Below are 13,663 nucleotides of genomic sequence, written 5' to 3'. Positions count from 1 at the left end.
GTTTTCCAAGCGGTCAGATTGAATGGGCTGCAAAACCGCCGCTTTACTTAACACCGTCTGGCATCTTCTGTATAATAAAAACTACGACATAATTGGAGGTGCTTCATATTGAAATTACGTCATTTTCTCTTAGGTGCAGGAGTCGGATTATTCGCTGCCATCGCAGTGAAAAAGTATGCGATGAAACCTTATATCTCTTCAGAAAAAGCGCTCCGTATCGTGAAAGCGGCTTTTAAACAGCGCGGACCGATAGACGGATCGTGGATTTACACAGAGCCTGAGCCTTACCAGGTAAACGGAGAAACCATCCAGGTATACAAAACCGGTGTGACACGTTCGGCTTTCGGCGAGCTGGAGCAATATGAAGTCATGGTCAATGCAAAAACAGGCCAGATTGTCGATGTCATTGATTCTGTCGCCTCATAATTCGGACAAGCAAAAAATAAAGCCCAAAACCATCAGCGTTTTGGGCTTTATTCGGTTACATCGGCCGAATCCGTTTGTATACAGGGTGCCACATCTCGTCTTGCACCGTTTGGATCAGATCCTCGGGCTCCGTTTCCGCTACACCGTCCTGGATGGCCGCTTTCGCTACGGCTACCGCTACAGTTGCCGATACCGTCCTAAGATCTTCCACTTTCGGGAGCATCGGCGCCCCAGGCTTGCCGACATCCACCATACCGGCGATGGCATTCGCGCAGGCGACAAACATATTGTCTGTAATGAGTCTTGCCTTTGTCACAATCGTGCCGAGTCCGAGTCCCGGGAATACGAGCGCGTTGTTCGCCTGGCCGATATGGTACGTCACGCCGTTATACTCAACAGGCGGGAACGGACTGCCCGTCGTGACAAGCGCGCGGCCTTCCGTCCATTTAATTAAGTCTTCCGGTTTTGCTTCTGATAATGTGGTCGGATTTGACATCGGCAAAATAGCGGGCCGTTTGACATGTGAGGCCATTTCTTTGACGATTTCTTCCGTAAATGCGCCTGATACAGTAGATGTGCCGATCAGAATCGTCGGCTTGGCCTGACGGACCGTCTCCGCCAGATCAATTGATCCGCCTTCACCGCTGCGGCTGTACTCTTTCACTTCATCGGCAGGCCGGGCGTACGGAACCTGAAAATCACGCAAGTCTTTCATGTCATCCGTTAACAGTCCGTTTCTGTCGATACACCAAAAGCGGCTGTATGATTCTTCTTCGCTTAATCCGGCATGCACCATTGCTTCACGCAGCTGCTCAGCAATTCCGATACCGGCCGTTCCCGCGCCGAAGACGACGACTTTATGTTCTTTTAAAGGCACTTTTGATGCTTTCGCGCAGGCTAAAACAGCTGCAAGCGACACCGCGCCCGTTCCTTGAATGTCATCGTTAAACGTACAGACTTTATCTTTATACCGTTTCAATATGCCGCGGGCGTTAGCCGTGCCGAAATCCTCCCAATGAAGCAGCGCATTCGGGAATGTTTCCCGGGCAAGCGAGACATACTCATCAATAAAGCGGTCATATTTCTCGCCGCGCACTCTTGAATGCTGGTTTCCGACGTAAAACGGATCATTTAAGAGGCTTTCCTGATTCGTCCCCGCGTCCAATACGACCGCAAGCACTCGTGACGGGTCAATTCCGGCCGCTGCCGTATACACCGCAAGTTTTCCGACGGAAATGGCGATGCCGCCGACGCCCCAATCACCGATTCCCAGAATGCCCTCGGCATCTGTCGCAACGATTAAATCAATATTTTCATTTTTTCCGAACTGCTGAAATGCGGCGCGCATTCCCTCAGGATCATCTATCGACAAATACAGACCGCGGGGTTTTCTGTACTCATGGCTGTAACGCTGGATCGCGGTGCCGACTGTCGGCGTATATACGATCGGCAGCATTTCGCCTAAATGATCATTTAACAGCCTGTAAAATAATGTTTCATTCCGGTCATGGAGAGCAGTCAAGTACACATTTTTGCTCAGCTCGTCAGGCTGCGAACTGAACTGTTCGTAAGCCCGCTTCACCTGCTCTTCGATTGTCAATACCTTCGGCGGCAGAAATCCCTCGAGTCCGAGTTCCTTTCTTTCCTCTTGTGTAAAGGCCACCCCTTTATTTAAAAAAGGAGTAGAAAGAACTTCTAATCCGCGCAGAGTTGTTTTGATTTCTCCATCTGTTGTCACTTGAAATTGATTCACCTGTCTCTTCCTTTCAAAGCAATTTGTCTTAGGTTTGCTTTTATTCCCGAAATTCATACAGGTAAATCATTTGATCCGCTTATTTTTTCTCCCGTTTGACAGACGCCGCCACTTCGCCGTCTTCGCCCCATTTTACGGCTCTGTAAATCGTGTCGTGATAGAAAATCAGCCAGGCGTCTTTCTCTGCCGCGAACGCCTGCCATTTTTGCTTTTGCGGAATGGAGGTCATCGGATAGTCATCATATGCCAGCACCCATAACGGATTTTTATGGGCGTTTGTCGGCATCAGGTCGGCAAAATGCACAGCCGTTTCCCCTCCGTCTTCTAACACAATGACACTGTGTCCGTCACTGTGGCCGCCGGTGTGGTGCATCGTAATGCCTTCTGTGAGCTCATACGCGTTCTCAAAGGTTTCGACCTGATCTTGTACAGCCTCCCAATTTTCTCTCCAGTATGTATTTTCCGATCTGATATTAGGGTTTCTCATTTCTTGCCACTCTGTCGCAGAAGTGACAATGCGGGCGTTCGGGAAAACAGAGACAAGCTCCTCTCCGCGGTATTCCGTCAGGCCGCATGCATGGTCAAAATGAAGATGGGTCATTGCCGCAATATGAATGTCTTCACAGGAAAGCCCGAGTTCACTCAGAGATTTTTTCAGATTGGATTCCTGCGTTACACCGTAATTCCTTTTCTGCTTATCGGAGAATTTCCCTCTGCCAATCCCCGCGTCAACCAAAATATTCAGGCCGTTTTTTCTGATCAGAATCGGGTCTGTTCTTAATTCAATCTGGTTTTTGTCGTTTACAGGGTATTTTCTCGACCATAAAGGCTTCGGGACAACGCCGAACATCGCTCCTCCGTCCATATGCGTTACACCGCCGTCCAGCCATGTTAATGAAATATTCCCAATATTCAATGTCTCCATCTTGATCCCTCCTGATGTAATGGTAGCAAATGGAGGCATAAAAAAACAGACTCCCGCATCAGAGTCTGTCTTTTGTTCTCCATTCAACTTCAGCCCGGTAAATCGGCTGGCCGAGCGCGGAGAATTTTTCTTCGTATTCTGTCATAATATTGCCTTTTGGATCGCTGTTGTGCAGATCGAGACTGACTTCCTTCAGGAGCAGGCCGTATTCGGAAAAACTTTTCAAAGAGTATTCAAACAACCCGCGGTTATCGGTTTTGAAATGAATCTCACCCGTTTCGCCCATGACTTCTTCGTATTTTTTCAAGAACGCTTTAAAGGTTAAACGGCGTTTTTCGTGACGGTTTTTCGGCCAAGGGTCAGAAAAGTTTAAATATACGCGCTTGATTTCTCCCCGTTCAAATACGTCATTCAGTGTTTCCGCGTCTATATTTAACAAACGGACATTGTGAGCCCCGCTGTCCTTTACTTTTTGGACGGCAGTGACGATGACGCTTTTAAACAGCTCAATTCCGATATAGTTGATATCCGGATTTTGCTTGGCCATTCCTGAAATGAACTGCCCTTTTCCCGTACCGACTTCAATATGGATCGGGTTGTCATTGCCAAAGACCGTGTTCCACCGCCCTTTATACTGAGCCGGATCACTGATGGCGATGTCAGCGTTTTCTGCCAGAAAATCATTCGCCCAAGGTTTATGGCGCATTCTCATATGATTGACACCTCTATCTATAATTTCGAGTAACAACATACCATGAAACAAAAAGAGCCGCAAGCGCCTTTTAAAGGCTCCGGCTGCATAAAAAAAGAGGCTCCCCGGTCCGGAACACTCATGTGATGCATAAAACCTCACCGCTTTGCACAATGTATGACACAGAAAGGATGTGTATATGAATCATGGGCTTAACAAGCGAACATCAGGTCCGGTTATTAAAGGACATACTGGCCGACCACCAATTGGATTGCTGCGGCACGGTTGCCGAGTATGAACAGCTCGAGCGCGTCATCAAATCACTGATGGCCAACACCGGGCTTGATTCAAATATAAAAAACGTGCTCGAGGATGTCTACCGCTACAGCCAGTCAGGCATCACGGCCGATTCCATCGACACGCATATTCAGGAGCACCAAAACCATTTGTCCCAATGGGTGGAGCAGATGGATTCGTACTCCTGACTACTTGACAATCCGCTTCATCAGGGCATGAAGCTCTTCCATGGCATCATGATACGCTTTGTCGTTTCCTTTTGATTTGTGCCAGGCGATAAAGGTGATGGTCTCTGATAACATGTACCACGCCATCCGCAGCCGAAGCCCTTCCGTGAGCTTCATGCCGTACATCCCAAGCCAGCTGTCCCACGCTGGCTCTTCGACGTAATGATACAATAAAGGGCCGAGATCCATGGCCGGATCAGCTATCATCGCGCCGTCCCAATCTATTAAATACAGCTGGTCGTCTTCAGACAAAAGCCAGTTATTATGATTCACATCACAATGGCAAACGACTTTTTCACCGAATTGCACCTGATCCACATGAGCTTCCAAATAAGCAAGGCCTTCCTGAATAAGCGGCGAAAATTGCCGCACAGCAAAGACGGCCTGCTTCAGCTGCGACAAAAGAGCGCCCGGATCGAGCGGTTCTTTCCCCAATCTTTTCAGCATGTCAAGCAAGGCTTTAGATGTGTGGATTTTGCGGAGCAGCTCAGCCACCGGGCGTCCGCTCATATCCTTCGGCTTCAGCTCTCTGCCCGTCATCCAATGCTGAGCCGTAATAACGTCTCCGTTTTCCATCCGTTTCGTCCAAACCAGCTTCGGAACAATGCCTTCGGCGGATAACACGGCTAAAAAGGGCGAGCTATTACGTTTTAAAAAAAGCTGTTGGCCGTTATGTTTCGCATAATATGCATCTCCTGTAGCTCCTCCGGCGGGGAAGATCTCCCAATCGCTACCTAGTAATTGTCCCAACCAGTTCATATCAATGTTCAACCCATCATTTCTTAAAATATTTTAGAATAGGCCTCCAGCCTTTCTCTTTCGGCGGAGCAGCCTGTCATAAACAATTTCTTGAGAATAAAAAAGACAGCTATTGAGAGTCTCATATGCTAATCAATAGCCGTCTTATAAATTTTAGCGCTACAGCACAAACTTCGTCAAGCAAAACTAGCAAGAACACCTGTGAATTCTGAAGATTTATGCCGCAAACCGTTCTTTGCCAAGAAAGATTTGACGGGTTTTATTTTTATTATGTTTTTATTTTTAACGGCGCTCCGCCCGGCATCAGCCGAAACGGCGTCGTTCCGACCAGTTCGCCGTCAGCGTGAAACGGAATTTTCCCATCTGTTTCAAAAATGAATTCCTTCCCCTTTATCACCGTCACTCCGTCCATTTTGATATGCCGGCCAAAGCTCATCGCCCATAAAAAACGATACAGCGAGAAAAAGGACAGGTTTTCCGCAATGACAATATCAAAATCGTTTTGGCGGGGATTTGCAGAAGGCGCCGCTTTCATACCGCCTCCGTAATAAGGATGATTTGCCGCAATGACAAACCAGACATTGCGGAATTCATGCCTTTGGCCGTCTGCCGTGCATGCAAACCGGAACGGCTGAAATCCCGAGGCCGTATGTATATGCGCAAGCGGGTAAATCACAAAGCCGAGACGCAGAAACCGAAGAACACGCGAAAACGGAAACTCCGCGGCTGCCTTCGAAACCGAGGCGTCAAACCCTACAGACAGGTGGTTAATAAAATAAAGAGATTGTGCTTTGTCATGAAAAAAGTTGATGCTTCCCCCGAAAAATTTCCGTGTGAGCGGGCGGTGCAGACCTTTGATTTCATGGAGAAGCGCCGACTTCTTAACACCGAGGCCTTTGGAAAAGTCATTGTACGAACCGGCGGGCACAAAGGTCAGTTCAATCTGATCCATTCCTTTCAGTCCGTTAATGACTTCATGCATCGTGCCGTCACCGCCGATGACAAAAAGCCGTTTCAGCTTATGATCCTGCATCATTGAAATCTGTCTCGCCAGCACTTCCGCATGTCCGGGATGTCCGGTCAGAAAGGAGCGGTGGCTGACACCGCGTCTGGTCAGCTCTTTTTGAACCGATTTCCAGACACGCCGCCCCCTCCCGCCTCCTGAGACCGGATTAATAATAAAAAACCATTGACTCATCGTTTGTTTTCACCTGCTTCATAGAAGAAGAGACAGCCTCCAAACGTCCGTTTTAATCAAGCCATTCCTGTCTCCGGCTTGAATCGCTTAAGCCGTAAGACAAAAGTGCCTTCGCCGCCTTCAGCTGATGGTGCTTGATCGGCGCCGTATTTTTCCGCTGCTTTTCCAGCCACTCTGCGGCGGTCCGTTTATCGGCTATATCCAGCCCGAATGGCGGCTCCGGGTAATCAAAATAAGACGTTCTGCTGAGCAAAAGCTTCCTGACGGGAATGTCGGCCTGCTTTTCTTTCACGATTTGCGAAACGACCGAGCCCGTGCGGTTCAGGCTGAGAGACGGATTTAATACTTGGCGCGTGCTGCCGGAACCCCTCTCTTCCCAAAAACGATGTTTTGATCCGATATATACGCTGTCCTCTTCAGCTTCCATAAAAGCAGCGCAGAAAATCTCCAGCGGGGAGATGATGATGATGCTCAGCTCGACGGACGCCTGCTGGATTTGAAGAACCGGATGATACATGACAAAATAGGAATCGGGCAGCTTTTGAGCCAGCATTTTTAATATCCTGTCCCTCTTGACCGCCTGCGAAAGCTCAGACTTTTGAGAAAGCGTGGAGCTCGCCCATTTTAATTGAAAGTCATACAGCTGTTCTTTGAAAAAAGACGCGAGCTCAGACTTTTGAGACGGAAGATGTCCGAACAGCGCCTCTTCTTCCTCCGGCTCATCAAACCATTGGTGCCTCTTTTCATTTATATCGGCCGTTTTTTCTTCTTTTCTCTTTTTTAAGAAAAATTTTTTTCGGGCCGGCGTTTGGCCGGTTTCACCGCCTTGAGCCGTTTCTGTTTCTTTTTCCTCCGTTTTCCGGTCAAACGCTTCAAGGAGAGCCTCCCAGCGTTCTTTCTTCAGCCGGATAAACTGGTTCATATAATGATATGGATTGAGCTCATATCTTGATATGCAATCGTGAATTTTGATGATCTGTGCCATGTGATTTCCCCACTCCGAATATTTGTTTATGTCAATTGAAACTGTGCGATTTCTTCGTATTTTGGCGACCGGTCAAGGTGGGTCTGAAACAGGGAAAACCGGCTGACGGCGCTTTGCACCCTGCCGCTTTCAAACGGCACATCGTCCGGAAACGGCCGGTCTCCCGCCCACTTCCGCGCCATCGTCATATGAGGATGATACGGCCGTTTTTCCACTTGAAAACCGGCTTTCAAAACAGCCTGTTTTGTTTTTTCCCGCAAATCAAAGAGCCGTTCATTCCGTTCAGGTTCTAGGTGAAGCACTCTCGGCTGTCTGCGGTCGCCGAAAACATCCAGATGCTGAAACTGTACGGTAAACGGCTGCGCTTTCGACGCAGCATATGTGAGCAAAGGCAATAGTTTCGCAAGCCGGGCTTCATCCGCAGCCCCGAGAAAAATGAGTGTAATATGATAGTCATGCGGATGCACCCATTTTTTGAATGTTAACGCCGGCTCCTTTCTGGCTGCTTCCCAAATCGGTTCAGCAATGTCAGCAGGAATCGGAATGCCGATAAAATAATGCGGCAATGAAGCTTTCATATGAGGATCTCCCCTCTTTTGTTATGGTGTTATTATAAAACGGATACGCGGAGAGGAGAACCCTGTCCGCTTATTATGATAGGATATTATGTACCGAACGTTTTATACAGAAAGGAATGAGCCGGTCTTGAAAATCGCAAACAGCACGGCGGAGCTGATCGGCGGCACACCGATCGTAAAGCTCAATCGCCTTCAGCCAGAACATGCAGCTCAAGTCTATTTAAAATTAGAATCATTTAACCCAAGCGGCAGTGTCAAAGACAGAGCGGCTTACAATATGATCATTGAAGCGGAAAAAAGCGGGCATTTAAAACCCGGCTCTGTCATCATCGAACCGACAAGCGGCAATACAGGCATCGGTCTGGCGATGAACGCGGCGGCCCGCGGCTACAGAGCAATCCTCGTCATGCCTGACACGATGACGAAAGAACGCATCAACCTGCTTAAAGCGTACGGCGCCGAGGTGGTATTAACGCCGGGGGCTGAAAGAATGCCCGGCAGCATCAAAAAAGCGAAAGAACTCGCCAAACAGATTCCGGGAAGTTTTATCCCGATGCAATTCGATAACGGCGCAAATCCGGACGCCCACCGAAAAACGACCGCGATTGAAATCTATCAAGCCGTTCAGCAGCTCAACAGGCCGCTCGGTGCTTTTGTTGCAACGGCGGGAACGGGCGGAACTATTACCGGAACCGGAGAAACGCTGAAGGAGCTTTTCCCTGATATGATTGTTCATGTCGCCGAACCCGCGGGATCGCCGGTACTGTCCGGCGGAAAACCCGGCGCTCATAAGCTGGTTGGGACAAGCCCCGGATTTATTCCCGGCATATTGAATCAGGACGTTTACGATGAAATCATGAAAATATCTGATGAAGATGCGTATACGACAACACGGCGCCTGGCCCGGGAAGAAGGTATACTCGTCGGCCCGTCTTCAGGCGCCGCCTGCTTTGCCGCCATTGAAACCGCAAAACGCCTCCCTTCCGAACAGATCGTCATCTGTATGACGGCCGATACGGGAGAACGTTATTTATCAACGGATTTATGGTCATTTGAATGATAAAAAAGGGATGCCGCTTTCGGCGTCCCTTTTTGTGATCACTTGGCAAGCTCATAAATGGCTTCGGCGTATAAAGCGGTTGACCGGAGAAGGTCATCAATTTCGATGTACTCATCCTTTTGATGCGCGCTGTCAGGCCGGCCGGGAAACAGCGGTCCGAACGCCACGCCCGCCGCAAGGGATCTCGCATACGTTCCTCCGCCGATTGAAATCAAATCCGCTTTCTTTCCCGTCTGTCCTTCGTAAACCTTTTGAAGCGTCTTTACGAGCGGGTGATCGGCAGATACGTGGTGCGGTTTGCTGTCTTTAAATTCTTCAAGCCGAAATTCAGCAGCGGACATAAAGGCATCACGAATCACTTGGCTGTCCGAAGTGACGGGATAACGGATGTTGATGCCGAGTTCTCCGCCCTCACCCTTTCTGTATGTAAAGGTGCCGACATTCAATGTAAGCTCTCCGCTGATGTCATCCCTGCAATCAATTTTCAGCTTTTTGCCCCGTGTATCATTTGAAAAATAGTCACTGACGGTTTTGACAAAGTGTTTTCCGGCTTCATCCAGTTCCGTTCCGTTAAGGCATTCAGCAAGCTTTAAGCCGGCATTGACACCATTATTCGGTTCCATCGCGTGGCATGATTTTCCGAACACCCGAAGCGTCAGTTTTCCGTTTTCCGAAACCGCTTCACCTTGTGTTTTTGACCGCTCCAGCCAGTTGCTGAAATATGCGTGCACGGCATCCAGGCCGGCCCCTTCAATGACCGCTTCAGCCGCATCCGGCACCATGTTCAAGCGCAGCCCTGAACGGAATGACAGAAGCGCGTTTTTTGCGTCTTTGTCAGAAGTTCTTTTTGCAATACGCAGTGTGGCATCTATCATTCCTTTTTCCGCGTTAATGATCGGAAAATCGGCGTCAGGGGCAAATCCGATGTCAGGCATTTTTTCGTGTTTGAAATAGTGGTCCACGCATCTCCAATCACTCTCTTCATCTGTTCCGATGATGATTCTCACGCGTTTGGATAAAGGCAGCTGCATGTCTTTGACGATTTTCAGCGCGTAAAACGCCGCCATTGTCGGCCCTTTATCATCAATGGCGCCTCTGGCATATATCCGGCCGTTCCTGATTTCGGCTGAAAACGGATCGCTTGTCCAGCCGTCTCCGGGCGGAACGACATCGACGTGGCACAGAACGCCAACAATTTCGTCACCCGTCCCCCACTCAATATGGCCCGCATAGCCGTCAAGATTTTTGACGGTGAAGCCTTCTTTTTCACCGAATTCCAGCAGTGAAGTCAGGCTGGCATTGACGCCTTCCCCAAACGGCCGGCCGGGGCCGGCTGTTGATTCGTCCATTACGCTGTTGATCTGTAAAAATTTCTGCGTGTCTCGGATGAGATCTTCTTTGTTTCGAATAACTTCAACTTCCCAGTTCATCACAAATCCCCTTTCTTGATAAAGACTTGCAAAATGTTCATAAAACGAATAATATAGATGATGTTTTGAAAAAATGTTCGTCATTGGAGGTACTTATGTTTCATCTCGACAAGCATCAAACGACAATAAAAAGAGAAATTACCGCGGGACTGACCACCTTCTTTACAATGGTGTATATCATTGTCGTCAACCCGGTGATCCTTTCAAATGCGGGAATTCCGTTTGACCAGGTGTTCACCGCCACGATTATCGCTTCCATTGTCGGAACTTTATGGATGGCTCTCGCTGCGAATTTTCCGATTGCCATTGCCCCCGGCATGGGCTTAAACGCGTATCTCGCCTTTCATGTTGTCGGCGCAGGCAGCGGCATTTCGTATCAGACGGCTTTCAGCGCCGTATTTATCGCGGGAGTCATCTTTATCATTTTATCGTTAACGCCTTTAAGAAAACAACTAATAGAAGCCATTCCGGGCAATTTAAAATACGGAATTACGACCGGCATCGGCTTATTTATCGCATTTATCGGTTTGCGCCAATCCGGTATCATCACGGCTGATAAATCTAATTTAGTCGCACTCGGTGATCTTCATTCACCTGCCGTCATTTTAACGCTTATCGGGCTTATCATCAGTATCGTGCTGATGGTGCTGAATGTAAACGGGGCTCTGTTCATCGGTATGGCGCTGACCGCTGTCATTGCCTTTTTGACCGGTCAGATTCATTTTACAAAAGGGTTCATGTCCTTCCCGCACCTGCCTGAGGGGCTTTTAATAACAAATCCGTTCGGAGCCCTCGGGGATGTCGTGCACCACGGTCTGTACGCCGTTGTGTTTTCTTTTCTTCTCGTTACGATTTTTGACACGACCGGCACCATGATCGGTGTCGCCGAACAGGCAGGATTGATCAAAAACAATCAGCTGCCGAATGCGAGAAGAGCGCTTTTGGCTGATTCGACCGCTACGACGGTCGGAAGCATTTTCGGCACCAGCCCGACGACCGCGTTCGTTGAATCTTCAGCAGGGGTGGCCGCCGGCGGAAGAACGGGCCTGACGGCGCTGACGATTGCCGTTATGTTTGCCGTTTCCATGTTTTTCAGTCCGCTTGTCAGCGTCTTATCAGAAGTGTCCGCCATTACGTCACCGGCTCTGATTATTGTCGGCAGCCTGATGATGGGAGCGGTGTCGAATATCCGCTGGAATGAGCTTGATGAAGCATTCCCTGCCTTTCTCGTCATTTTGGCGATGCCTTTAACATCCAGTATTTCAACCGGAATCGCGCTAGGCTTCATTTCATACCCGCTTGTGAAGCTCGCTAAGAAAAAATGGCGCGAAATCCATCCTTTAGTCATCATCTTTGCGGTGCTGTTTTTTATTCAGCTTTTTATTTTGAACGGACATTAAAAAAATCCCTTTCCTTTTTCGGAAAGGGATTTTTCACATATAAAGGGCGGAAAAAACCGCCGCAATAAGGCACCATCCGGAACAGATGATTTGAATGAGGGTTAATGCGCTGTTTCTCGCCCGGAAATAGTCATCACTGTCTCTTTTGATACCGCTTAAAACCGGTTTGTCCGTAATCCGGTCAAAGAGAAGCGACGCGGCATATCGGCTGACCAGTGTAAATAAAATGAGGGCTGCCGGCTTCAGCAAAAGCGGAAGAACGAGAATAAGAGCCGTAAAAGCCGCGGTTAAAAGGTAAAGCTGCCGGAGATACCCGCCATTTCGGATCAGCACTTTAAAAAACAATTCTTTCCACGCCGTATACGCCGACCGTTTTGTAAAGATGTGCTTTGAGCCGGGATATAAAAACGGCTTGCTCCGCTCTTTCTTTTTCACATTCGGCAGCTGCACATCATGGCTGAGCATCAAAACAGAGGCGGCGAATGAAAGCTTGCGCCTGTTCTCCTCAAGCACTTCTTCCTCAAAAGCTGATAAGGACTCCGCTTCTTTCCAAGTCAAAAGAACGGAGCAGATGAATAATATACATCCTGCCGGCCAAAGCCAGTACCACTCGGCGGCAAACCGGATCATGAAACACGCGCCCGTCAACAGAACCACCGCTTTCAGCCAGCCTGCCGCCTGATGTCCGACTGTCTGCCGTCTGATTTTTCTTTGCCGATGCACTGCCAATATCGCAGCATGAAAGCCGGACAGACAGCAAAAAATGCCTGAATATGCCGAGAAGGTGCAGTCACCGTACTGGCGCCATAAGGGAAATAACAGCACGGCAAGCACGCCCCATTTGATAAGTGAAAGGAACATCGAATACAAAAGCGCGTACCGTTTCAGCTTTTTCATCAGATATTTTGCATGCACCAAAAACACATGATCCGCTTCCAGCAAAAAGGTATGAATAAAACCGGTGCATAACAGCAGGACACTGAAGACATACAGCCAGCCCCAGCCTAATACACCGGCAGCTCTATCAAGAAGCCCCCTGCCGTTCAGCCATTCAGCATATTGATAAACGGCCAATGCGGCAGCAGGAAGAACGATATACAGCGCGACCGTCCAATCAATGACCGTCTGAAACACCTTCCATTGATACCGCCAAAAATGAAACATCCTTTGAAAAAACAAAGCCCGCCCGGTCATCGCTGACTGCTCCGAACCGCTGAATAAAAGCAATCTAACAATGAACGGCTCCCCGTTTTTTCTTGCAGCTCCGCTAACGTGCCTTGAAGAAGCAGAGCGCCCTGATCCAGCAAATAAAATCGGTCGCAGATTTTTTCGGCGGTATCCAGAACATGGGTGCACATTAGAATACCCGCGCCCCTTTCCTTCTCAGCAATCAGCATGTCGGTAAACAGCTTCGTTGAGATCGGATCAAGTCCGATAAACGGCTCATCAATGATGTAAATATCCGGCTTCGCCAAAAACGCCTGTATGAGCATCAATTTTTGCTGCATCCCTTTTGAAAAACCGGAAGGCAATTCATGTTTTACCGCTGTCAATGAAAATTCATCAAGCAGCCGCCCGGCCCGCTCACGGCACTCTCCGGCTTCTATCCCCCGCAATGACCCTGTGAGTTCAAGATGCTCCCAAAGCGTCAGTTCTTCATAAAAACTCGGACGCTCCGGTATGTAAGCATAGGATGAATCATTCCATTCAATACCGCCTTCTATATCCCTGCACAGCCCGAGAATCGCCTTAATCACCGTACTTTTCCCCGCCCCGTTTGCCCCGATTAACCCGGCAATTTCCCCCGCGCTGACCGACAGAGATACATTTGAGATCACCTTCGGCCTGTCAGCATAACCGGCGCAGACGATGTTTGCATTCAATAAGTCTCCCAAGCTTTCTCCCTCCCCCGTTTTCATACGGACACGTATAAA

General features: G+C 48.8%; 14 protein-coding genes. 4 read left to right on the top strand and 10 right to left on the bottom strand.

Annotated elements, in window-relative coordinates:
• The first annotated feature begins 108 nt into the window (after nt 1-108).
• On the top strand, nt 109-426 hold the full coding sequence (locus ACH32G_RS10285; protein WP_049627194.1) for a PepSY domain-containing protein: 318 nt from the start codon (nt 109-111) through the stop codon (nt 424-426).
• 55 nt (nt 427-481) lie between these two features.
• Here the strand turns inward: ACH32G_RS10285 and ACH32G_RS10280 are convergent, their stop codons facing one another.
• The 3 genes from ACH32G_RS10280 to trmB all read right to left on the bottom strand — a co-directional run bounded on the left by ACH32G_RS10280 (nt 482) and on the right by trmB (nt 3,816).
• Nucleotides 482-2,179, bottom strand: a complete 1,698-nt coding sequence (locus ACH32G_RS10280) for an NAD-dependent malic enzyme (RefSeq protein ID WP_047476848.1) — start codon at nt 2,177-2,179, stop codon at nt 482-484.
• 79 nt (nt 2,180-2,258) lie between these two features.
• Nucleotides 2,259-3,104, bottom strand: coding sequence for a YtnP family quorum-quenching lactonase (locus tag ACH32G_RS10275; protein WP_448814322.1), 846 nt, complete (start codon nt 3,102-3,104; stop codon nt 2,259-2,261).
• A gap of 58 nt (nt 3,105-3,162) precedes the next feature.
• Nucleotides 3,163-3,816: a tRNA (guanosine(46)-N7)-methyltransferase TrmB gene (trmB, locus tag ACH32G_RS10270; RefSeq protein ID WP_016938534.1), complete on the bottom strand. Its 654-nt coding sequence runs from the start codon at nt 3,814-3,816 to the stop codon at nt 3,163-3,165.
• A 185-nt stretch (nt 3,817-4,001) separates the two neighbouring features.
• Between trmB and ACH32G_RS10265 the strand changes: the two genes are divergently transcribed.
• The gene (locus ACH32G_RS10265) at nt 4,002-4,280 is read left to right on the top strand and encodes a YtzH-like family protein (protein ID WP_003152357.1); all 279 of its coding nucleotides are present in this window, start codon (nt 4,002-4,004) and stop codon (nt 4,278-4,280) included.
• On the opposite strand, the gene ACH32G_RS10260 is transcribed toward ACH32G_RS10265, so the two are convergent.
• The 4 genes from ACH32G_RS10260 to thpR form a co-directional block, all read right to left on the bottom strand.
• Nucleotides 4,281-5,078, bottom strand: a complete 798-nt coding sequence (locus tag ACH32G_RS10260) for a phosphotransferase family protein (protein ID WP_060965121.1) — start codon at nt 5,076-5,078, stop codon at nt 4,281-4,283.
• 268 nt (nt 5,079-5,346) lie between these two features.
• Entirely contained in the window at nt 5,347-6,276 is a 930-nt protein-coding gene (locus ACH32G_RS10255) for a YegS/Rv2252/BmrU family lipid kinase (RefSeq protein WP_198698030.1), read from the bottom strand.
• Nucleotides 6,277-6,328: 52 nt separating this feature from the next.
• Nucleotides 6,329-7,261, bottom strand: coding sequence for a hypothetical protein (locus tag ACH32G_RS10250; RefSeq protein ID WP_448814321.1), 933 nt, complete (start codon nt 7,259-7,261; stop codon nt 6,329-6,331).
• Between the two features lie 26 nt (nt 7,262-7,287).
• A complete protein-coding gene (thpR, locus tag ACH32G_RS10245) occupies nt 7,288-7,839 on the bottom strand; it encodes an RNA 2',3'-cyclic phosphodiesterase (protein WP_366969068.1) in 552 nt (183 codons plus the stop codon).
• Nucleotides 7,840-7,927: 88 nt separating this feature from the next.
• Here thpR and cysK point away from each other — a divergent pair, with 88 nt between their 5' ends.
• A complete protein-coding gene (gene cysK / locus ACH32G_RS10240; protein WP_116746223.1) occupies nt 7,928-8,899 on the top strand; it encodes a cysteine synthase A in 972 nt (323 codons plus the stop codon).
• A gap of 38 nt (nt 8,900-8,937) precedes the next feature.
• Here the strand turns inward: cysK and pepV are convergent, their stop codons facing one another.
• A complete protein-coding gene (gene pepV / locus ACH32G_RS10235; protein WP_448814320.1) occupies nt 8,938-10,329 on the bottom strand; it encodes a dipeptidase PepV in 1,392 nt (463 codons plus the stop codon).
• Nucleotides 10,330-10,424: 95 nt separating this feature from the next.
• Here pepV and ACH32G_RS10230 point away from each other — a divergent pair, with 95 nt between their 5' ends.
• Nucleotides 10,425-11,729, top strand: coding sequence for an NCS2 family permease (locus ACH32G_RS10230; RefSeq protein WP_045926428.1), 1,305 nt, complete (start codon nt 10,425-10,427; stop codon nt 11,727-11,729).
• Between the two features lie 33 nt (nt 11,730-11,762).
• Here the strand turns inward: ACH32G_RS10230 and ACH32G_RS10225 are convergent, their stop codons facing one another.
• Both ACH32G_RS10225 and ACH32G_RS10220 read right to left on the bottom strand, forming a co-directional pair.
• Nucleotides 11,763-12,923, bottom strand: a complete 1,161-nt coding sequence (locus ACH32G_RS10225; protein ID WP_448814319.1) for an ABC transporter permease — start codon at nt 12,921-12,923, stop codon at nt 11,763-11,765.
• Nucleotides 12,920-13,624: an ABC transporter ATP-binding protein gene (locus ACH32G_RS10220; protein ID WP_016938525.1), complete on the bottom strand. Its 705-nt coding sequence runs from the start codon at nt 13,622-13,624 to the stop codon at nt 12,920-12,922. The genes ACH32G_RS10225 and ACH32G_RS10220 overlap by 4 nt, the downstream gene beginning before the upstream one ends.
• Nucleotides 13,625-13,663 lie beyond the last annotated feature (39 nt).

The organism is Bacillus sp. CIS52 (assembly GCF_053545315.1).
This window is presented reverse-complemented; position numbering and strand designations above follow the sequence as displayed.